At 67.4% G+C, this 19281-nt stretch carries 18 protein-coding genes; 7 read left to right on the top strand and 11 right to left on the bottom strand.

The window, feature by feature from the left end; genetic code table 11:
• Positions 1-27 precede the first annotated feature (27 nt).
• Positions 28-1554 carry an SDR family NAD(P)-dependent oxidoreductase gene (locus tag AB0O71_RS13370; protein WP_363746100.1) on the bottom strand — a complete coding sequence of 509 codons (1527 nt, stop codon included), beginning with the start codon at positions 1552-1554 and terminating at the stop codon, positions 28-30.
• Between the two features lie 53 nt (positions 1555-1607).
• On the opposite strand from AB0O71_RS13370, the gene AB0O71_RS13365 reads away from it, so the two are divergent.
• Together AB0O71_RS13365 and AB0O71_RS13360 are read left to right on the top strand one after the other, a co-directional pair.
• Positions 1608-2009 (top strand): hypothetical protein, encoded by a 402-nt coding sequence (locus AB0O71_RS13365; protein WP_363746098.1) that lies wholly within the window; start codon positions 1608-1610, stop codon positions 2007-2009.
• Between the two features lie 13 nt (positions 2010-2022).
• A complete protein-coding gene (locus tag AB0O71_RS13360) occupies positions 2023-3066 on the top strand; it encodes a PQQ-dependent sugar dehydrogenase (protein ID WP_363746096.1) in 1044 nt (347 codons plus the stop codon).
• 1 nt (position 3067) lies between these two features.
• On the opposite strand, the gene AB0O71_RS13355 is transcribed toward AB0O71_RS13360, so the two are convergent.
• A complete protein-coding gene (locus tag AB0O71_RS13355) occupies positions 3068-3694 on the bottom strand; it encodes a TetR/AcrR family transcriptional regulator (protein WP_363746094.1) in 627 nt (208 codons plus the stop codon).
• 217 nt (positions 3695-3911) lie between these two features.
• On the opposite strand from AB0O71_RS13355, the gene AB0O71_RS13350 reads away from it, so the two are divergent.
• Positions 3912-4535: a TetR/AcrR family transcriptional regulator gene (locus tag AB0O71_RS13350; RefSeq protein WP_363746092.1), complete on the top strand. Its 624-nt coding sequence runs from the start codon at positions 3912-3914 to the stop codon at positions 4533-4535.
• Between the two features lie 10 nt (positions 4536-4545).
• Here the strand turns inward: AB0O71_RS13350 and AB0O71_RS13345 are convergent, their stop codons facing one another.
• The 6 genes from AB0O71_RS13345 to AB0O71_RS13320 form a co-directional block, all read right to left on the bottom strand.
• Positions 4546-5730 carry a MarP family serine protease gene (locus tag AB0O71_RS13345; RefSeq protein WP_363746090.1) on the bottom strand — a complete coding sequence of 395 codons (1185 nt, stop codon included), beginning with the start codon at positions 5728-5730 and terminating at the stop codon, positions 4546-4548.
• A 202-nt stretch (positions 5731-5932) separates the two neighbouring features.
• Positions 5933-8209, bottom strand: a complete 2277-nt coding sequence (locus AB0O71_RS13340; RefSeq protein WP_363746088.1) for a heavy metal translocating P-type ATPase — start codon at positions 8207-8209, stop codon at positions 5933-5935.
• A gap of 76 nt (positions 8210-8285) precedes the next feature.
• Complete coding sequence (locus AB0O71_RS13335) at positions 8286-8498, bottom strand: heavy-metal-associated domain-containing protein (RefSeq protein ID WP_363746086.1); 213 nt, start codon at positions 8496-8498, stop codon at positions 8286-8288.
• 79 nt (positions 8499-8577) lie between these two features.
• Positions 8578-9207 (bottom strand): Pr6Pr family membrane protein, encoded by a 630-nt coding sequence (locus AB0O71_RS13330; RefSeq protein WP_363746084.1) that lies wholly within the window; start codon positions 9205-9207, stop codon positions 8578-8580.
• A complete protein-coding gene (locus tag AB0O71_RS13325) occupies positions 9204-10349 on the bottom strand; it encodes an AAA family ATPase (protein WP_363746082.1) in 1146 nt (381 codons plus the stop codon). The genes AB0O71_RS13330 and AB0O71_RS13325 overlap by 4 nt, the downstream gene beginning before the upstream one ends.
• 35 nt (positions 10350-10384) lie before the next feature.
• Complete coding sequence (locus tag AB0O71_RS13320; protein WP_363746080.1) at positions 10385-10966, bottom strand: TetR/AcrR family transcriptional regulator; 582 nt, start codon at positions 10964-10966, stop codon at positions 10385-10387.
• A 122-nt stretch (positions 10967-11088) separates the two neighbouring features.
• Here AB0O71_RS13320 and AB0O71_RS13315 point away from each other — a divergent pair, with 122 nt between their 5' ends.
• Positions 11089-12099, top strand: a complete 1011-nt coding sequence (locus tag AB0O71_RS13315; protein WP_363746078.1) for an NADP-dependent oxidoreductase — start codon at positions 11089-11091, stop codon at positions 12097-12099.
• Positions 12100-12303: 204 nt separating this feature from the next.
• Here AB0O71_RS13315 and AB0O71_RS13310 read toward each other — a convergent pair whose 3' ends face one another.
• A complete protein-coding gene (locus AB0O71_RS13310; RefSeq protein ID WP_363746076.1) occupies positions 12304-12975 on the bottom strand; it encodes a fasciclin domain-containing protein in 672 nt (223 codons plus the stop codon).
• A gap of 294 nt (positions 12976-13269) precedes the next feature.
• Between AB0O71_RS13310 and AB0O71_RS13305 the strand changes: the two genes are divergently transcribed.
• The 3 genes from AB0O71_RS13305 to AB0O71_RS13295 all read left to right on the top strand — a co-directional run bounded on the left by AB0O71_RS13305 (position 13270) and on the right by AB0O71_RS13295 (position 16488).
• Complete coding sequence (locus AB0O71_RS13305) at positions 13270-14991, top strand: cytochrome c biogenesis protein DipZ (RefSeq protein ID WP_363746074.1); 1722 nt, start codon at positions 13270-13272, stop codon at positions 14989-14991.
• 79 nt (positions 14992-15070) lie between these two features.
• Positions 15071-15658, top strand: a complete 588-nt coding sequence (gene sigK / locus AB0O71_RS13300; RefSeq protein WP_363746072.1) for an ECF RNA polymerase sigma factor SigK — start codon at positions 15071-15073, stop codon at positions 15656-15658.
• The gene (locus AB0O71_RS13295; protein ID WP_363746070.1) at positions 15655-16488 is read left to right on the top strand and encodes an anti-sigma factor; all 834 of its coding nucleotides are present in this window, start codon (positions 15655-15657) and stop codon (positions 16486-16488) included. Before sigK ends, AB0O71_RS13295 begins: the two co-directional genes overlap by 4 nt.
• Before the next feature lie 92 nt (positions 16489-16580).
• Here AB0O71_RS13295 and AB0O71_RS13290 read toward each other — a convergent pair whose 3' ends face one another.
• Positions 16581-17627 (bottom strand): CNNM domain-containing protein, encoded by a 1047-nt coding sequence (locus AB0O71_RS13290; RefSeq protein ID WP_363746068.1) that lies wholly within the window; start codon positions 17625-17627, stop codon positions 16581-16583.
• A complete protein-coding gene (locus AB0O71_RS13285) occupies positions 17624-19042 on the bottom strand; it encodes a hemolysin family protein (RefSeq protein WP_363746066.1) in 1419 nt (472 codons plus the stop codon). Before AB0O71_RS13285 ends, AB0O71_RS13290 begins: the two co-directional genes overlap by 4 nt.
• Positions 19043-19281: the final 239 nt, after the last annotated feature.

Below are 19281 nucleotides of genomic sequence, written 5' to 3'. Positions count from 1 at the left end.
GCACGTCGACCAGAGTCCCGCGCCGCCTCACCACGGACTCGGCGCGTAGTCCTTCAAGAAGACGCCGTAGAGATCCTCGCCCGATTCGCCGCGCACGATCGGATCGTAGACGCGCGCTGCTCCATCGACCAGGTCGAGGGGGGCATGAAAGCCCTCCTCGGCGAGGCGCACCTTTGTGAAGTGCGGGCGCTCGTCGGTGATCCACCCGGTGTCGACCGCGGTCATGAGGATGCCATCGGTCTCGAACATCTCCTCGGCGCTCGTACGTGTGAGCATATTGAGCGCGGCTTTCGCCATGTTGGTGTGCGGGTGACCCGGTCCCTTGTACCGCCGTGAGAACTGCCCCTCCATCGCCGAGACGTTCACCACGTACGTGCGGCGGGCTGCTGCCGCGACCATGGAGGCGCGCAATCGGCTGATCAGCAGGAACGGCGCGGTCGTGTTGCAGAGCTGCACCTCGAGCATTTCGAGCGGATCGACCTGCTGCACGTGCTGCACCCAGCTGTTGACGTGGCTGACGTCGGGCACGAGACCGCCCGCGTCGATGGCTGACCCGTCAGCGTGCTTGGTGAGGGAGGACGCGCCCGCCGCCATCGCAAGCGTGCTGAGTTCGTCTCCGGTGAGCCGCTGCGAGAGCCCCTCCGCGATCGTACCCACGAGATCGCTCGGACCCTCGGCAGCGTGCACGCCTGCACCTACCGAGGCCTCGAGCGCGCGCGGGTGCAGCTGAGCCGACTTTCCGAGCACCTGCATCTCGGGAAGCGGCCCGTGCGGCATCGGTTGCGACTCGGCGTCGGCGAGCAGAGAGTATGAGCCCGGTGATCGCCGCACCGTCTGAGCCGCATTGTTGATGAGGATGTCGAGGGGCCCTTGCGCGGCGACAGCGTCGGCGAGCGCGATGACCTGAGCCGGGTCGCGCAAATCGATGCCGACGATCTTCAACCGGTGCAACCATTCGGCGGCATCGGGGAGCGAGGCGAACCTGCGCGCGGCATCGCGGGGGAAGCGCGTGGTGATGGTCGTGTGGGCGCCGTCCCGCAGGAGGCGCAGCGCGATGTGCATGCCGATCTTCGCGCGCCCGCCGGTGAGCAGCGCGCGCTTGCCAGAGAGGTCAGCGCTCGCGGTGCGCTTCGCGTGGCTGAAGCGTGCGCACTCGGGGCAGAGCTGGTGGTAGAACGCATCGACGCGGGTGTAGGGCTGCTTGCAGATGTAGCAGTTGCGCGGCTTGATCAGCTCGCCCGCGATCGGTGCCTCGGTGCCTGATGTGAGCGGGAGACCGCGCGTCTCGTCGTCGATGCGGTCGGGAGCGCCCGTGGCCGTCGCGGCGATCACAGCGCGGTCGGCGGCGGCAATGGTCTCGCGATTCTGGCGCCGCCGCTGATCCTTCACCGATTTGAACATCGTGGAGGTGGCGCGCCGCACAGCGAGGAAGTCGGGGTGGTCGGCCGGAAGCTCGTGCACGGTGCCGATGACGCGGAGCGCGATCTCGAGTTCGCCGGGGTCGATGCCGCCATGCGTAGGGTCGGTCATCTGCCCGGTCGAGGGTTCGGTCATTGGGTCAATGTTACGGCCTGGCGCGGCTGCGGCCGCGAACGTAGGCTGAGCGCATGGCATTCTTCGACAAGATCCTCAATTCCCGGTTCGTCGATCAGTACGGTGCCGCGCTCGCCCCATCGTTCGATTTCGTGGACTCGTCCGCCGGAGCCGAGATCGACCTGGCCGCGGATCCATTGCAGGTGAGTGCGGCGGTGCAGCAGCTGGTCAACGATCTCGGCCACACGCTGGCAGGGGTGAGCGACGATCAGCTGGCGCTCGCGGTCATTACGAAGAAGACGCTGCTGAGCTGGGAAATCGCGACCGGGATCGAGATCACCCCTTCGGGAGCGGGGACGCGCGTGGCGATCTACATGGCCAACATGCCCGGGCGCCCGACCGCGCTGCTCGACGGCGCGAAGAACAAGAAGGCAGCGCAGAAGCTGGCCGGGCACATCAGCGCCGCGCTGGCCTAGCGCCGAGGCCGTAATGCTGATGCACCGCCGGACCGCGCTCGCCGCCGTGTGCGTCGCAATTGCGCTGCTCGCCGGGTGCACCGACGCTCAAAGTGATGCGCCAGAGGGATCGCCGCCGAGTCAGCAGTCGATCGTGGCGGGCCTCGATGCGCCGTGGTCGATCGCGTTCGTTGGAGCGACGCCGATCGTGAGCGAACGCGACAGCGGCAGAATCGTCTCGATCGACGCTGACGGAGCGATGACCGAGCTCGTGACGATCACGGGGCTGCGCCAGGGCGGCGAGGGCGGCCTGCTCGGGCTCGCAGCGAACGAACGCGCACTGTACGCGTACGCCACGATGGATGACGAGAACCGCATTCTGCGCTTCGCACTGCTCGAGGGTGAAGACGGTGTCGCGCTCGGTGATCCTGAGGTCGTGCTCGATGGCATTCCGGCGGCGGGCAACCACAATGGCGGTCGCCTCGCGTTCGGGCCAGACGGCATGCTGTACGCGACAACCGGCGATGCGGGAGCACCCGAAGCTGCGCAGGATCCCGACTCGCTCGCCGGCAAGATTCTTCGCATGGAGCCCGACGGCGCCAGTCCCGACGACAACCCGTACCCGGAGTCGCCGGTGTGGAGTCTTGGGCACCGAAATCCGCAGGGAATCGCGTGGGCGCCGGACGGCACCATGCTGGCTTCGGAATTCGGGCAGAACACCTGGGATGAGCTCAACGTCATCGAGCCCGGTGCGAACTACGGGTGGCCGGAGGTGGAGGGTGCAGCGGAAGACCCGGAATTCGTCGATCCCGTGCAGCAGTGGCAGCCTGCCGAGGCGAGCCCGAGCGGTATCGCGGTGCACTCCGGGAGCGTGTGGATCGCGAACCTGCGCGGTGAGTCGATACGTGAAGTGCCGCTTGACGATCTGACGGCGTCGAACCTGCACGAGGCGGGTGCGCTCGGGCGGGTGCGCGATGTCGTGATCGCGCCGTCGGGCGAGCTGTGGGCGATGACGAACAACACCGACGGTCGAGGCGCTCCGCGCGATGGGGACGACCGCATCGTCGTACTGCAGTGACCTACGCAGGATCTGGGGCGACTGCGGCGACTGCGGCGACTGCGGGGTCGCGCGGCACATCGCGCAGCAGGGCGCCGAGCAGGCGGATCCCGCCGCGGAGCGTCTCGGTGTCAGCGCTGAAATGCCCGAACCACGTGCCGATGATCGTGGTGTGCACCAACGTTACGAGTGCCGCGAACCCGCCCGGGAGCTGCGCATCCGCGCCGTCGCGCCAGGGCTCCAGCAGCTGCACGGCCTGCGCCATCACCTGCTCGTGGTTGTCATCGGCGAGCCGCGCATTTCCTCGTCGCATCGAGTGCGCAAGAATCTCGAACATCGCGAGATGGTCTGCGAGCGGCATCTCGATGGTCCTCTCGAACAACCAGCCGATCTGCTCGTCGAGATTCGGGAGTGCCTCGGGGAGCACGAGGCCGACGGCCGTGGCCTGCTGCACGTGCTCGGCGACGGCGTCGAGCAGCGCCTCCTTGCTGGCGAACCAGTAGTGCAGACTCCCTAAAGGCAACTCAGCCTGCTCTGCAACTCTGCGCGTCGTCACCCCGGCGAGACCGTGCGCGGCGATGACGCTGATCGTTGCCTCGATGAGTGTGCGACGCGTGCTGTTGCTACGTCCTTGCGATTCTCGGTTCACCGGGTCAGTGTACGTAAGATCTGCCGCGTTTTCAGCATCCGGAACATCCGGTTTCGCAGGAATCGAGCTGTGGTTCAGCCCGGCGCAGTCGAATCAACAACATTGATGCGCCGAATCACGTGCACCTGGGGAACGCGGGGTGGTAATCAGGGCTGAGCCAGATATCTTGGTACCGGCCCGGCGTTCACTCCGGGGCGGGAATATCGAGGGGGCGCCGTTGGCACCACACATCGAGGGAGCTGGCACGAAGCAGCAGCGCGGCATCGAGACGCGGATGGCGCTGCTCGAAGCTTCAGGGCGGGTCTTCTCGAGGCTCTCCTACGATCAGGCCAAGCTCAAAGACATCTCCGATGAGGCCGGAGCGAGTCAGGGGTCCATCTACTTTCACTTCGGCAACAAGTACGACATCGCGGAGGCCGTGCTCGCGGTGCAGCAGGAACGCATGCGCGCCGCACTCGATGAGGAGCTCGCGGTCGGTCGCAACGGCTACGACACGGTCATCGTCATGCTCCGGCGTCTCGCGGATCTCATGGCGACCGACCGACTCGTGCAGGCGGGCCTGCAGCTCGTCGACTCCCTGCCGGAGGCGCTCCGCGATCACGGTCACAACTCGTACGTCACCTGGCAGGGCAATGGCACGATGCTGATCGAACAGGGCATTCGCGACGGATCGATCACCTCGACCGAGTCGCCGCGATTGCTCGCCGAGATCATCAACGAGCTGTACGTCGGAGCGCAGATGATGGCGGGCATGGCGGATCGCTGGGGGTCCCTGCCCGACCGCGTCGACCGCTTCCTGCCCTTCGTGGAGCTGCTCCTCCGGCCGGAGCCCGAGCGCTGAGCCCGCGGCGTCAGTCGGAGAGGCAGGCCCCGGTCGATACCGTCGCCGTCGCCGTCTCAAGCGTCGCGAGCACGGGGAGCAGTTCGGCGAGGGTCATCGCATATCCGACATTCGTACGCTCCGTGTCGCGCGCGAACACGACACCGGCAACTCCGCCCTCCGGCGTGAGGAGCGGGCCGCCCGAGTTGCCCGGGCGTACATCGGCCGAGAGCACGTGAATCGAACGCGGCGACGTCGACGAGCCGTAGATGTCGGAGACCGGAGTGTCGCGCGTCGCGAGCACCCCTGCGGCGACGGTCGTGAATGGGCCGCCGTACGGGTAGCCCTGCACCGCGCCCCCGCTTCCCGCGACGAGCGAATCGTCGATGGGCAGCGGGCTCGCATCGACGTCGACGGCGATGACCGCGAGATCGTCGACCGGGTCGAAGTACACGACGGTGCCATCACGCGCCGGTTCGCCGGGCAGTTCGACGAGCGGCGTCTCGATGCCGGCGACGACGTGGGCGTTCGTGACGATGCGATCCTCGGCGGCGACAAAACCGGTGCCCGTCGGCATCGTGCCGCAGCCGTACGCGAGACCCGAGATGCGCGCGACCGAGGCAGCTGCGGCAGCGAGCGCGGGATCATCGGTGTCGATAGTTGCCGCGGGCGTTTCCGTGCTGAGGTCGGAATCCAGCAGTGCATCGACGGTCGGGATCACCGTGTCGCCGAGCACGGCAGCGTGCAACCGGGCTGCCGCGTCGGTGAGCGGCTTCGGAGTCCACTGCTGCAGCGTGCGAAGCACCGTCGACGACGCGACCGCCGATGACACGACCGGCACTCCCGATGACGCGATAGCGCCACCGATGAGCGCCACCGCGGTCACGGAAGCCACGAGACCGAGCGCACCGCCGAGCAGGCGCTCGATTGCGCGCAGTTTCAGGCGATCCGCCCCGCGTCTCACAAACGAACCGATGACCGAGCCGAGCCAGGCCCCCAGGGCGAGCAGCAGGATCGCCGAGCCGATCACCGCTGCGCTGCGCCAGCCGTTCTCGGGCAGTTCACGCGCGATGATCGGCAGCAACCAGGGCGATACCGCCGCACCGGCGACGAGCCCTGCAAGCGCACCGAGCACCGAGAAGAACCCGGAGCGCACGCCGGCGAGCGTGGACACGATGAGCACGACCACAATGATGATGTCGACGATCGGCAGCACCCGGCCTCGTTCCTCTTCACGCTCGGGCCGCCTGCCCGCTGCTTCTCGGGAACTGTACTGATACGGCCTGGGAGTGCTCCGCAGGAAGCCCGGAGGATCGCTGAGCGCTCCGGGCCGAGCTTCGGTGTGAGGGCTTCCGCAACTCTCGCCTCACCGAAACTCATCTGCTCGCCGAAGCCCGTCTGCTCACCGGCGGAAGCCGCTAGACGGCCCGGCTCTTGAACGAGCGCAGCCTCAGACTGTTGCCGACCACGAACACGCTCGAGAACGCCATCGCCGCACCGGCGAGCATCGGGTTGAGCAGACCGAGCGCCGCGAGCGGAATCGCCGCGACGTTGTACGCGAACGCCCAGAACAGGTTGCCCTTGATGGTGCCGAGGGTGCGTCGGGAGAGACGGATCGCGTCGCCCACGCTGCGCAGGTCACCGCGCACGAGGGTGATGTCGGAGGCCTCGATGGCGGCGTCCGTACCGGTGCCCATTGCGAGGCCGAGATCCGCCTGTGCGAGCGCGGCGGCGTCATTCACGCCGTCTCCGACCATCGCGACGACGCGCCCCTCCGCCTGCAGGCGCGCGATCACCGCGGCCTTCTCCTGCGGCAGCACCTCGGCGATCACTTCGTCGATGCCGACTTCCGCCCCGATGCGTGCGGCGACCGTGCGGTGGTCGCCGGTGAGGAGCACCGGCGTGAGGCCGAGATCGCGCAGCTGGCGGATCGCCTCGGCGCTCGTGGGCTTCACCGTATCGGCGACGACCAGCACGCCGCGCAACTCGCCGTCCCACGCGACGAGCACGGACGTCTTACCGTCGGCCTCGGCGCGGGCTTTCGCTTCGAGCAGTGCTTCGTTCGCGGCGATCGACCAGTCGTCCATCAGGGCCTGGCGCCCGACGAGCACGGCGTGACCCTCGACGACCCCGGATACTCCGAGGCCCTCCGTGTTCACGAAGTTCTCGGCCTCGGGGAGGCCGGATTCGAGCTGAGCGGTCGCTCCCGACGCGATGGCCTGGGCGATGGGATGCTCGGACGCGTCTTCGAGCGCTCCGGCGAGGCGGAGCAGGGTTGCCCGATCCGTGCCGTCGGCTGCGATTGCGTCGACGAGCGTCATGCGGCCGCTCGTCACCGTGCCGGTCTTGTCGAGCACGACGGTGTCGACGCGTTTCGTCGATTCGAGCACCTCTGGCCCCTTGATGAGGATGCCGAGTTGCGCGCCCCGCCCGGTACCGACGAGCAGCGCCGTGGGCGTCGCGAGGCCGAGCGCGCACGGGCACGCGATGATGAGCACCGCGACTGCGGCGGTGAATGCGCTCGCCGTAGGGAACCCTGTCGCGAGCCACACCCCGAGCGTCGCCAGCGCGATCACGATCACGATCGGCACGAAGACGCCCGAGACCCGGTCGGCGAGCCGCTGCACGTCGGCCTTGCCCGACTGCGCCTCCTCCACGAGCCGCGCCATCTGCGCCAGCTGGGTGTCGCTGCCGACGCGCGTTGCTCGAACGATGAGTCGACCACTCGCGTTCACGGTGCCGCCGGTGACCGCATCGCCGGGCCCGGTTTCGACCGGAACGGACTCGCCGGTGAGCATTGAGGCGTCGACGGCGGAGTGCCCCGAGACGATCACGCCGTCGGCGGCGATCTTCTCGCCGGGGCGCACGACGAATTCGTCGCCAACGGCGAGCTCGGAGGTGCCGATCCTCACTTCTTCGCCGTTGCGCAGCACTGCAACGTCCTTTGCACCGAGCTCGAGCAGAGCCCGCAGCGCAGCACCGGCTTGCCGCTTGGAGCGCTTCTCGAAGTATCGGCCAGCGAGCAGGAACATGGTCACTCCGGCCGCGACCTCGAGATAGATGTTGCCCGCCCCGTCGCTCGGGCTCACGGTGAGCTCGAAGGGATGCGTCATGCCCGGATGACCGGCCGTGCCGAAGAACAGCGCGTAGAGCGACCAGAGAAAGGCGGCAGAGGTTCCGACCGACACCAGGGTGTCCATCGTTGCCGCACCGTGACGCGCGTTCGTCCATGCGGCGCGATGGAACGGCCATGCGGCCCACACGATGACGGGGGACGCGAGGGCGAGGGCCGCCCACTGCCAGTTGGTGAACTGCAGGGCGGGAATCATGGAGAGCAGGATCACGGGAACCGACAGCACGATCGACCCGATGAGCCGGTGACGCAGCGCGGTGAGCTCGGGGTCCGCCGACTCCCCGGCGCCGTCGACGCCGGCTGCGTCGCCCGAGCGCTCGCCTCTGGGCGGCTGGGGCAGGGCGGCGGTGTACCCCGTCTTCTCCACCTCGGCGATGAGCAGGCCGGGATCGAAGCCCGCGGGCGCCGACACCTTGGCCTGTTCGGTCGCGTAGTTGACGCTCGCCTCGATGCCGTCGAGCTTGTTCAGCTTCTTCTCGATACGCATGGCGCACGAGGCGCACGTCATGCCGCCGATCTTGAGATCGTACGAGGTCGGGGAGAGACTGTTCGGCAGAGCCATGGGGTGGTCCTCTCGAGGGGAGCGAGGTGTGGTCGGGTCGGTCGGCCTGCGGGCCGCGATGCGCAGCGGGTGCGGATCAGGCGGGTTGCGCCGTGTACCCGGCCTCGTCGACGGCCGCGAGCACTGCTGCGGTCTCGACCGGCTCTCCTGCGGTGGTGACGCTGAGCTCACCGGTGGCTGCGCTCACCGAGATATCGGTGACGCCTGCGATCTCGCCCACTTCCGATCGCACTGCGCGCTCGCAGTGATCGCAGGTCATTCCGGTAACGGTGAATGCAGTCGTGGTCATGAGCGTGCTCCTTCAATGCGCGGGATGATGCGTTCCGATGTGCCAACGGTATACCCTAGGGGGGTATCACGCAAGGGCGTCAGGGGACGATCGGGCGCCCGCGACGCTCCGCCCGCAGCGGAATCCGACTCAGCAACCAGACGAGCGCGCCGCTCGCGAGCAACGCAGCCAGTAAGCCGGCAATCGTCGCGACGAGCGCTCCTCCGCCGCGCTCCGGGAGGAGGAAGCCGTACGGAACCCATCCGTCGGTCGCACCGCGCACCAGTACGACCGCGATCCACACGAGCGGATACGGCAGCACGACCCAGAGGTTGCGCCAGGGGAGCGGGGCGCGGTCTCCGACGCAGATCCAGTCGAGCAGCAACGCCGCCGGGAAGACGATGTGCAGTACGGCGCTGACCCACGGAGGCGCCGCACCGGTGCCGGGCACGAGCACGTTGTAGATCACGCTGACGATCAGCATGCAGGCGACCGCGACACCGCGCACCGCCGCAGCCCAGCGGGGTGCCGGGCGCTTCTGCGCGCCGATGCTTCCGAGCACGATGAGCAGAATGGCAGAGAGCAGGCTCGTGAGGTTGGTGAAGTAGCCGAAGAAGTCGAATGGGTTCTGGCCCCCGACACCCTGCAGATACGTGGAGACGAGAATGAGGATCACGGCTGCCCCGACTGCGATACGCGCCCGGGCGACCACGGCGGGTACCCGGCTCATCGCTTCGGCCATTCCCAGCGCGGCACGTCGAGCAGACCCTGGCCCGCGACTTCCGTGCCGTCTCCGTCGGAGACGAGTTCGATGGCGGAACCGGTGTTTTCGAGCGCCCGGCGCAATACGCTCGAGTGAGTGACGACGACGACCTGCGTGCGGTTCGCCGCGGTCGCGATCAGCGAGGCGAGCGCCGGGATCAAGCTCTCGTGCAGCGACGCCTCCGGCTCGTTGACGACGATCAACGGCGGCGGATCGGCCGGGAGCAGGGCCGCGCAGAGCAGCAGGTATCGCAGGGTGCCGTCGGAGAGCTCCGCCGTCGAGAGCGGCCGGAGGAGGCCGGGCTGACTGAGCATGAGGCGGAACACACCGCTGACGACGTCGATAGAGACGCGCGACCCCGGAAACGCGTCGGAGACGGCATCGGTCAGATCGTGATCCTGCACCGCCTCGATCGCGGTCGCCCAGACCGCGGCCAGATCGGCGCCGTCATCGCTGAGCCACCGTGTGCGCGTGCCGACCTGCGGGGCGCGGGCCGGGGCGTCGCGGTCGGTGCGGAAGTGATCGTAGAAGCGCCACTGCGCCATGCGATGCCGCAGCCGAAGCGTGTCGGGCAAAGCCGTCGCGTCTTCGAGGTCGAGCAGCACGCTCTGCCCCGGCCCGAGTTTTTGCGAGAGCACGCGCCATCCGTCGTCTCGCACGCGCACCGCCGCGCGCGTTCGGTCGACGATCACAGAAGCCGGCCGCGCGAACGGCCCCACGAAGACCTGCTCCCGTTTCACCTCGGGATCCTGCGTGAAGAAGCTGCGGCCGCGGTCGAGCTGCGGCAGACCGAGATCGGTGAGATAGCCGAACTCATCCGACCCGAAGCCCAGCCGGAGGGAGACCGGACGCCCCGGGGAGGCGCCCTTGATCGGACCCGATGCACGACGCGAGACCTCTGGACCCGCCCAGAGTACGCTCGCAAGCCCGCCTTCCCGGGCGATCGACCCCACAATGCGACCCTCGCCGGCCGCCGCGAGCAGGCGCAGCGCCCGGTAGAGGTTGGACTTGCCCGTGCCGTTCGCCCCCGAGACGATCGTGAGTCGGTCGAGCGGCACGATGAGGTCGACGAGTGACCGGTACCCCGAGACCGCGAATGTGGTGAGCATGGCTGCATTCTTGCAGCGGCCGCCGACAATCGTCGCTACGCCGCCTCGATGAGGGCGAGCGCTGTGTCGATCGCGGCGCTCGCGCTCGCGCTGTCGATGCGAGCGAGCGCGAGCGCCGCCACCACCTGGCCGGTGCAGGCGTCCGCGAGGCGATCCGCCGCTCGTGCGTCGAGGGTCGGGAGTCGGGCTTCGATGCCGCGGCCGAGGGCCTCGCGAAGCTCGCTCCGGTATGCGGTGACCGTCGCGGCCACGGCGGCATCGTGCCCAATCGGTGATCCGGCCGAGTTGATGAGCATGCAGCCGCTGCGGGCAGAGAGCGAGGCGGGATCCGCGAGCGCCGCGCTCAGTCCCTCCAAGTAGGCGACGATCGCGCCGGGCGCCACCTCGGGGCCGCTCAGCGGTTGCAGGCGGGGGCGGATGACGTCGTCGAGATACTGCTCCACAGCAGTGTCGAAGAGCCCCCGCTTCGAACCGAAGCTGTTGTAGATGCTCGAGCGACGGAGCCCGGTGGCCCGTTCGAGATCGGCGATCCCGGCGCCCTCGTACCCCGTCGACCAGAACACGTCCATGGCGGCGCGCACGACGATGCTGCGATCGAACGATGCTGTGCGTGCCATGGTTGAGCCTTTCGGGACTGATCGGTCCAGTATATATTGGAACGATCGTTCCGAATAGATCCGGACCGCATCGGCCCGGTATCCGAAGGCGCAGGATCGCCCACACACCCCGGAGGTTTCACATGACCGCACCTATCAGCACGCAGATCCAGCTCGTCTCACGACCGAGCGGTTGGCCCACGCACGACGACTTCCGCACCGCACGGGTCGAACTCGGAGAGCTGCAACCCGGCGAAGTGCGCGTGCGCAACGAGTTCGTGTCGGTCGATCCCTACATGCGCGGCCGCATGAACGACGCGCGCAGCTACGTCGCGCCGTACGCGCTCGGCGAGCAGATCCAGGGCGGCGCGATCGGCCGAGTCGTGGCCTCGGCCTCTGATGACGTGCCGGAGGGCGCCGTGGTGCTGCACCAGCACGGGTGGTCCGACCTGGTGCAGGCAGACGCGAAGACCTTCCGCGTCGTCCCCGAGATCGAGGGGGTGCCGCTTTCGCTGCGACTGCACATCATGGGCATGACCGGCCTCACCGCCTACGTCGGTCTGACCGCGATCGCGAATCTGCACGAGGGCGACACGGTGTTCATCTCGGGTGCCGCCGGAGCCGTCGGCACGGCGGCCGGTCAGATCGCGAAGCTCCTCGGAGCGGCGCGGGTGGTCGGCTCAGCGGGATCCGCAGAGAAGGTGGCGCTGCTCACCGAGAAGTACGGATACGACGCGGCCTTCAACTACAAGGACGGCGACGTGCGCGGCCAGTTGGCAGCGGCCGCTCCCGACGGCATCGACGTCTTCTTCGACAATGTCGGAGGAGACCATCTCGAAGCGGCACTCGACGCGTTCAACGATGACGGGCGCGCAGCCCTCTGCGGTGCGATCGCCGAGTACAACACCTCGGAACGCACCCCCGGGCCCGACAACATGGCCAACCTCATCACCCGCGCCCTGAAGCTCGAGGGCTTCACCGTCGGCAAGCACCTGCAGCACGCGCCCGAGTTCCAGGAGCGCATGGGCGAGTGGTTCGCAGCCGGCAAGATCGCGTACGACGAGACGATCGTCGACGGTATCGACCACACCGTCGACGCGTTCCTCGACATGATGCGCGGCGGCAACATCGGCAAGATGCTCGTGCGCGTCTAAGGCCGCCGGATCCGGCGCGATCTGCACGCCGCCCTCCGCGCACGGCACAGCGCCCGGACCCCATCCTCGGGGCCCCGGCGCTGTGCGTTACTGCGGACAACAATGTGCCCGCCGCTCCTGTGCGAGCGACGGGCACATTGGCCTTGTTGGCGATCGGGCCGCGCCTCAGCGGCTGCCGATGCCGGGTGTATCGGATGCCCGAGATTACATCGGGGGCATCAGAACGCTGTCGACCAGGTACACGGTCGCGTTCGCGGTCTGCACTCCGCCGCAGACGATGTTCGAGTCGTTGACCATCATCTCGTCGCCCGAGCCGGTCACCTCGAGGTCAGCGCCCTGAACGGTGGTGTGCATACCTGCGATGTCAGCCGGCTCGATCTGGCCGGGAACCACGTGGTAGGTCAGGATGCTGGTGAGCATGTCGCTGTCGGTCTTCAGCGTGTCGATGGTCGCCGAGTCGATCTTGGCGAACGCGTCATCGACCGGAGCGAAGACGGTGAACTCATCGCCATTCAGCGTGTCGACGAGATCGACGTCAGGGTTCAGCTGGCCGCTGACCGCCGAGACGAGGGTCGTCAGCATCGGGTTGTTCGAAGCTGCGACGGCAACCGGATCCTGCGACATGCCCTGGATCGAGCCATCGCCCTCGGGCACTGCCTCAGCGTAAGCTGCGCAACCCGGTCCGACCAAGTTCGCTGCCGGATCCATGGTGTCCATCGACTCCGACGGCTCCTCCATGGGCGTCTCTTCCATCTGCTCCGTGGTCTGATCTTCGGCAGCTTCGTCTGAAGCTCCCATGGAGCAGCCGGTGAGCATTGCGGCGCCAACCAGCGTCATTGCGAACGCGGCGCCGAGGGTCTTCTTCTTGGTGAACATGGTTCCTCCTCGAGATGAGATCCGCAGATTTCCGCGGCTTGTAAATGTCTTCGGAGCCCTCCCGGGGTCGGATGGGAAATTGATCGAAAAAGTTCTCGGGGGCCTGCGAGCGCCGGCTTCGGGCGCCCCGGCTCGCGCGTACCCACGTACCCACGTGCGCGCTCGCGCGCGCGAACAAGAACTGCGAACGCGAGAACCGGGCGAAGCCCTCGGCGCAAGCCGCGCGCCCTCGAGCGACTCCTCCCATCCGATCGGCCTCCGGCTCCGAAGTACCTCGCAATAGGAAGGCCTCTCATGGATATCGTGCTTATCGGTCTGCTCGGCGGACTCATCACCGGCATTTCGCCGTGCATTCTGCCGGTCCTGCCGGTCATCTTCCTGACGGCCGGTGCACAGCCTGCCGCGCCAGGGAAGGCGCCGGAGGTCATTCCGGCGAAGCGCAGTCGCCCGTTCTGGATCATCGCGGGGCTCGTGCTGAGCTTCTCCGTGGTGACACTGCTCGGGTCCGTACTGCTGGGGCTGCTGAACATTCCGCAGAGCGCGATCCGCTGGGCCGGCGTCGCCGTTCTGCTGATCATCGGTGTCGGGATGCTCTTCCCGGGGTTCGAGCAGCTGCTCGAGAAGCCGTTCCAGCGGCTGCCGCGCCGCAAGGTCGGCGAGGGCGGCAACGGGTTCGGTATGGGGCTCGCGCTCGGTACCGTGTTCGTGCCGTGCGCCGGCCCCGTGCTCGCAGCGATCATCGTCGCCGGCGCTACGGGTCAGATCGGCATCGAGACCGTGCTGCTCACCTTCTCCTTCGCGATCGGCGTCGCACTGCCACTGCTCGTCTTCGCACTCGCCGGCAGCAAGGTCGCACAGCGCATCCGCGGCTTCCGCAAGCGCGAGCGCACGCTCCGCATCGTCGGCGGCGTCGCACTGATCGCTCTGGCGGTGGGCCTCGCCTTCAACGTGCCCCAGGCCCTGCAGCGTCTGCTGCCCGATTACACCGCCGGAATCCAGAAGGATCTGGCCGAGAGCGACGCGGGCAAGAGCGCACTGAACCTGGGCGGTCTCGTCACCGACGAGAACCGCGAGCTCGACAACTGCGCGAACGATGCCGAAGAGCTCGCCTTGTGCGGCAAGGCGCCCTCGATCAAGGGCATCGACACCTGGCTGAACACCGAGGGCGGCGAGGCACTCGATCTCGACGAGCTCAAGGGTCAGGTCGTGCTCATCGATTTCTGGGCCTACTCCTGCATCAACTGCCAGCGCTCGATCCCTCACGTGGTCGCCTGGGATGAGGCGTACGGAGGCGACGGTCTGACCGTGATCGGCGTCCACTCGCCCGAGTACGCGTTCGAGAAGGAGCAGTCGAACGTTGAGGCCGGCATCAAGGACTTCGGCATCGAGTACCCCGTCGCGATGGACAACAACCTGTCGACCTGGACGAACTACCGCAACCGCTACTGGCCCGCGCACTACCTGATCGATGCCGAGGGCACGGTGCGCCACATCTCGTTCGGCGAGGGCAACTACGAGACCACCGAGAAGCTCATGCGTGAACTGCTCGAGGATGCGAATCCCGACGAGCAACTCCCCTCCGAGACCAATATCTCGGATGCGACTCCCGAACTCGGCAGCACCACGCCAGAGACGTTCCTCGGTTCGTCGAAGGATCGCAACTTCGCGGGGCCCGGTGACTATCGGGCAGGTGAGGGCGAGTACGAGTTCCCGAAGGATCAGAAGCATGACACGTTCGCACTCGACGGCAAGTGGACCATCGAGACGCAGTACGCGACTCCGACGGATGACTCCGAGGCGAACATTCGCCTCGATTACCGAGGCCAGGAGGTGCGCGCTGTCATCGCCGGCAGTGGAACCATCGAGGTCGCCGTCGAGGGAGGCGGAACGCGCTCCATCGAGATCGACGGGACGCCGCGCTCGTACCGAGTCGTGGAAGCGGACGATCCGGCTGAGGGGACGCTCGATGTACAGGTACCGAAGGGCGTACAGGTCTACTCGTTCACCTTCGGGTAGGCCCCGATCGCATAACGGAATCAGACTCGCAAGCGAATGGCGAAGGCAGAGTGGAGGTGAATGAGGCATGCTAAGTGTGATGGTCATTGACGGGGTGGAGATACCGGAGGACGGCGCGAGCGTCGATCCGGCGGACAGGGCGCTCGCACGCGCCGCAGTGGGAGACCAGCGGGCCTTTGCAGAGCTGTACGATCTGCTCTCGGCTCGCGTGTTCGGCCTGATCCTCAGGGTCCTGGTCGATCGATCGCAGAGCGAGGAAGTGCTGCAGGAGGTCTTCCTCGAAGCGTGGCAGACCGCCGATTCGTTCGACCCGGATCGGGGCAAGGCGCGCACCTGGCTCCTCACGATCGCCCACCGCCGGGCGGTCGACCGGGTCCGTGCTTCGCAGGCGTCCCGGCGGCGTGATCTCGCCGCCGGCACGCGCGACCTGGCCGAAGCTCAGCCGGGAGTCGACGACGAGGTGGAACTCATGATCGACGGCACCCGCGCGGTTCAGGGGCTCGGTGAGCTCCCGGAGCCTCAGCGCCGCGCGATCGTGCTCGCCTACTTCGGCGGGTACAGCCAGAGCGAGATATCAGTGCTCCTCGGAGCCCCGCTCGGCACCATCAAATCAAGAATTCGAGACGGCTTGACTCGTCTCAGGAAAGAAATGGAGGCGACGCGATGAACGAGCAACAGTTCCGCGAGCTCTCCGCTGCTCGCGCCTTGCACGCGCTCTCCCCGGAAGAGGAGCAGACGTTCTCGGAAGCACTAGCGGCTCATCCCGAATGGCTGCGTATCGTCGATGAGGATCGCGAGACCGTCGCGTCTCTCGCCGCGTCGACCGCAGAAGTGGCCCCGCCGCGTGCGGCCCGCGGCGCGATCCTCGCCCTGATCGCGCAGTCGCCGCAGTTCGAGGCCGGTCACGCGCCGGGCGAGCGGGCGCACTCCGCACCCGCTGCTCCTGAAGCGCCGGCCGCGGACAGCAAGCCTGCGCGAGCAACCGATCTGGTTCCCGAGCTGATCGAGGAGCCCGAGGATCCCGAGCTGGCGTTCACGCGCTCGCGCCGCAAGACGGCGTGGTTCGGGCTCGCGGCATCGGTCGCGGTGCTGCTCGCGATCGCGCTGGCATTGCCCGTCGGAGGCATGATGGCTCCGCAGGATCCGGTTTCGGTAGCGCTGCAGCAGGTCGAGTCGGCTCCCGATTCGCGTTCGGCGACGGTGAATGTCGGTGCGGGCGAAGCCACGCTGCTTTGGTCGGACTCGACGCAGCAGGCCGTGTTCATGACCGACGGCATGGAGGCGGCGCCCGAGAACCACGACTACGAGGTGTGGATCGTGCGCGGCGACCAGCCCATCTCGCTCGGCGTGATGCACGCCGACGCGAACGGCGGCGGCGCAGTGCTCGCCGAAGGGTTCACGCCCGGCGATGCACTCGCGGTGACGATCGAGGATCGCGGCGGGTCGCCCACGGGCGCCCCGACCACCGATCCCGTCGTAGTGGTCGCCTCGGCCTGATCCGGCCGCGGGCGCGCAGACACACGACGCAGGAGGCCCCATGATCCGGGTGGATCACGGGGCCTCCTGCGGTGATTACCGGGTGTAGGTGGTTACAGCGCGTGGGCCGTGTCTTCGACCTCGCCCACGAGCTCTTCCACGATGTCCTCCAAGAAGAGCACCCCGGTGAAGCCCGTCGTTGCTGAACCGACGCGAGCGATGTGCGCACCGCGTTCGCGCAGCAGCTCGAGCGCCACCTCGACCTCGGCGTCGGCCGCCACCGTCGGCAGCTCGCGAGCCCGGTCCGCCGGAATCGGCGTATCGATCTCCGACGTCGACGAGAGGTCGAGGATGTCCTTGAGGTGCAAGTACCGCTCAGGGGCGCCGTCGGCTGAGTGCAGCACATACCGCGAGTAGCCGTGCTCCGACACCGCCTGCTGCACCTGGCGCGGGGTCGCGTCGAGGGGCAGCCGCACGAGGGAGCTGAGCGGCACCTCCACGTCGGAGACATGCTTTTCCGTGAATTCGAACGCAGCGAGAATCGTGCCGCTCGTGTCTTCCAGCGTCCCCTCCCGGGTCGACTGCTCGACGATATTCGCGACCTGATCGATCGTGAACGCCGTGTTCGCCTCATCCCTCGGCTGCACGCGGCAGAGACGCAGGAAGCCGTTGGCGACCCAGTTGAGCGAGCGGATGAGCGGGCCGACCACCTTCGACACGAAGACGAGCGGCGGTGCGAGCAGGAGGGCCGCGCGATCCGGCACCGAGAACGCGAGGTTCTTCGGCACCATCTCGCCGAACACGACATGGAGGAACGTGACCAGCAGCAGCGCGACGATGAACGCCGTGATCGAGACCGCTTCGGCGGTGAGGCCCGTCCACGCGAGCAGCGGGATCTCGAGCAGGTGGTGGATCGCGGGCTCGGAGACGTTCAGAATGACCAGCGAGCATACGGTGATGCCCAGCTGGCTCGTCGCCAGCATGAGGGTGGCGTGCTCCATGGCCCAGAGCGTGGTCTTGGCCGCCTTGCCGCCGGCTGCGGCGCGCGGTTCGATCTGGGAGCGGCGCGCAGAGATGACTGCGAATTCGGCGCCGACGAAGAATGCGTTCACCACGAGGAGGACGACGAGCCAGATGAGGCCGGGAAGGTACTCGTTCATCGTTCGACTCCCTGACGTCGCTGCTGTTGGCCGGTCGACGGCTCCTGATGGTCGGCCTGCTGGCCCTGCTCGAACGCGTCCATCACCTTGGTGCGCGTATTGAATGCGGGGTCGGCCTCCCGCTCAGTGGTCGCGTAGCGCAATCGCGTGATGCGCGACCCGTCGAACTCTTCGACGCGCAACGTGCCGTGGGGCAGCTCGAGCTCTTCGCCGAGATCGGGAATGCGCTCCAACGTCTCGAGCACGTACCCCGCGACGGTCTCGTACTCCTCGCTCTCGGGTACGCGGATCGCGAGCCGATCCCAGAGCTCATCGGGGCGCAGGGAGGCGGGGAAGAAGATCTCGTCGCCGGTGACCACCACGTCTTCGAGCAGCGCATCGTGCTCGTCGCGCACCTCGCCGAGCAGTTCTTCGACGAGGTCTTCGAGGGTGACGACACCGGCGGTGCCGCCGTGCTCATCGACCACTACCGCCATCTGGTAGCTGCGCTGCCGCAGCACCTCGAGCAGCGATTCCACTCCCGCAGCTTCGGGCACCCGAACGGGCTCGGACATGAACTCCGAGACCGAGGTGTAGTCGCGGCGCTCGAAGTCGACGCCGTACGCCGACTTCACGTGCACGATTCCCACGATGTCGTCGACGCTCTCATCGAAAACGGGGTAGCGAGAGTGACCGGTCTCGACGCTGCGCGCGACGACGTCGGCCGCGGTCGCGGTGCGCGGCAGCATCTCGGCTCTCACGCGGGGCGTCATCACGTCTTCCGCAGTGCGAGAGGAGAACGAAAGGGTGCGGTGCAGCATGGTGGCGTCGTCGTGGTCGAGCGAGCCCTCGAGCGCCGAGCGGCGCACGAGGAAGCTGAGCTCCTCTGCGGTGCGCGCCCCCGAAAGCTCCTCCTTCGGCTCGATGCCCATTGACCGAATCACCCGGTTCGCGGTGCCGTTGAGCAGAGCCACCACGGGGCGGAAGATGAACGTGAACCCGATCTGCAGTGGAATGACCACCTTCGACGTTGCGAGCGGAACCGCGAGCGCGAAGTTCTTCGGGATCAATTCGCCGAAGATCATCGAGAACAGGGTGGCGAGCACGATCGCAACCACGGCGCCGACGCCGACCACTCCGGCTTCGGGAACGCCCACGCTTATGAGAGGCCCGCGCAGCAGAGAGCTGATCGCCGGCTCGAACGTGTAGCCGGCAAGCAGTGTGGTCAGCGTGATGCCGAGCTGCGCAGCCGAAAGATGCGTCGATGTGATCTTGAGCGCCGAGATGGTCGGGCTCAGGCGCCGTTCGCCGCGCGTGCGGCGCTGTTCGAGTTCGGGCCGGTCCAAGTTCACGAGCGCGAACTCGGATGCCACGAAGACGCCCGTGCCGAGCGTCAGAAGCACTCCCGCAAGGAGTCCCCAGATTTCCCCTGTCATCGCTCACCCCCAACCTGCGCTGAACGGGTGAGCTTCGTACTATGACCAGGTCTGTCGTCCATGAGTACTGAAACTAGCGGTATCAGCCGTGAAAGTGCCGAGATCTTTGCCGACATTCGCGGCCTGCGATTGTGCACCGCTAGCTGTAGTGTCCGGGGACGTTGTGTGATCTGGACCCCGTGACACAGACGAGAACCTCCGGGCAGAGTGGAGCTGCTACCACTGCCGCTCTAACCCCG

Source organism: Leucobacter sp. NPDC077196, from assembly GCF_040687075.1.
GTDB lineage: Bacteria > Actinomycetota > Actinomycetes > Actinomycetales > Microbacteriaceae > Leucobacter.
Note: the sequence above shows the minus strand (reverse complement) of the source record. Positions and strands in the feature narration are given on the sequence as shown.

What these genes read in the sequence shown, in the direction of transcription:
- AB0O71_RS13315 (WP_363746078.1), top strand. Translation starts at nt 11,089, where the DNA reads ATGACCGCACCTATCAGCACGCAGATCCAGCTCGTCTCACGACCGAGC.
- AB0O71_RS13340 (WP_363746088.1), bottom strand. Translation starts at nt 8,209, where the DNA reads ATGGCTCTGCCGAACAGTCTCTCCCCGACCTCGTACGATCTCAAGATC.
- AB0O71_RS13360 (WP_363746096.1), top strand. Translation starts at nt 2,023, where the DNA reads ATGCTGATGCACCGCCGGACCGCGCTCGCCGCCGTGTGCGTCGCAATT.
- AB0O71_RS13335 (WP_363746086.1), bottom strand. Translation starts at nt 8,498, where the DNA reads ATGACCACGACTGCATTCACCGTTACCGGAATGACCTGCGATCACTGC.
- AB0O71_RS13365 (WP_363746098.1), top strand. Translation starts at nt 1,608, where the DNA reads ATGGCATTCTTCGACAAGATCCTCAATTCCCGGTTCGTCGATCAGTAC.
- AB0O71_RS13285 (WP_363746066.1), bottom strand. Translation starts at nt 19,042, where the DNA reads ATGACAGGGGAAATCTGGGGACTCCTTGCGGGAGTGCTTCTGACGCTC.
- sigK (WP_363746072.1), top strand. Translation starts at nt 15,071, where the DNA reads ATGGTCATTGACGGGGTGGAGATACCGGAGGACGGCGCGAGCGTCGAT.
- AB0O71_RS13320 (WP_363746080.1), bottom strand. Translation starts at nt 10,966, where the DNA reads ATGGCACGCACAGCATCGTTCGATCGCAGCATCGTCGTGCGCGCCGCC.
- AB0O71_RS13290 (WP_363746068.1), bottom strand. Translation starts at nt 17,627, where the DNA reads ATGAACGAGTACCTTCCCGGCCTCATCTGGCTCGTCGTCCTCCTCGTG.
- AB0O71_RS13295 (WP_363746070.1), top strand. Translation starts at nt 15,655, where the DNA reads ATGAACGAGCAACAGTTCCGCGAGCTCTCCGCTGCTCGCGCCTTGCAC.
- AB0O71_RS13310 (WP_363746076.1), bottom strand. Translation starts at nt 12,975, where the DNA reads ATGTTCACCAAGAAGAAGACCCTCGGCGCCGCGTTCGCAATGACGCTG.
- AB0O71_RS13370 (WP_363746100.1), bottom strand. Translation starts at nt 1,554, where the DNA reads ATGACCGAACCCTCGACCGGGCAGATGACCGACCCTACGCATGGCGGC.
- AB0O71_RS13325 (WP_363746082.1), bottom strand. Translation starts at nt 10,349, where the DNA reads ATGCTCACCACATTCGCGGTCTCGGGGTACCGGTCACTCGTCGACCTC.
- AB0O71_RS13305 (WP_363746074.1), top strand. Translation starts at nt 13,270, where the DNA reads ATGGATATCGTGCTTATCGGTCTGCTCGGCGGACTCATCACCGGCATT.
- AB0O71_RS13330 (WP_363746084.1), bottom strand. Translation starts at nt 9,207, where the DNA reads ATGAGCCGGGTACCCGCCGTGGTCGCCCGGGCGCGTATCGCAGTCGGG.